The sequence below is a fragment of the Dawidia cretensis genome (assembly GCF_018598175.1).
GTDB lineage: Bacteria > Bacteroidota > Bacteroidia > Cytophagales > Cyclobacteriaceae > Ohtaekwangia > Ohtaekwangia cretensis.
The window spans coordinates 1-229 of sequence record NZ_JAHESE010000281.1 but is presented as its reverse complement, the minus strand read 5'-3'; the positions used below and the strand labels follow the sequence as shown (position 1 = coordinate 229).

At 38.4% G+C, this 229-nt stretch carries 1 protein-coding gene; it reads left to right on the top strand.

Features of this window, described 5'->3' with window-relative positions; all coding sequences use genetic code 11:
• A partial coding sequence (locus KK062_RS30655) for a hypothetical protein (protein WP_254088169.1) occupies positions 1 to 229 on the top strand: 229 nt, incomplete at both ends.

Below are 229 nucleotides of genomic sequence, written 5' to 3'. Positions count from 1 at the left end.
ACGTGAGATCGCAAACAAGAATGAAAAGATTGCTTCGGAACGTGAGAAGGAAGCGATTGCTGCCAACAAGGAGTCTTTACGTCAACGTTATATTGCTATCGCAAAAGCAATGGCTATTAAATCGAAGGAATTGAACGGTGATAAGGATCAACAGTCTCTATTAGCTCAACAAGCTTTCAATTTTAACAACGAGTATGGTGGTTATGCTTTTGATAACGACATCTATAAT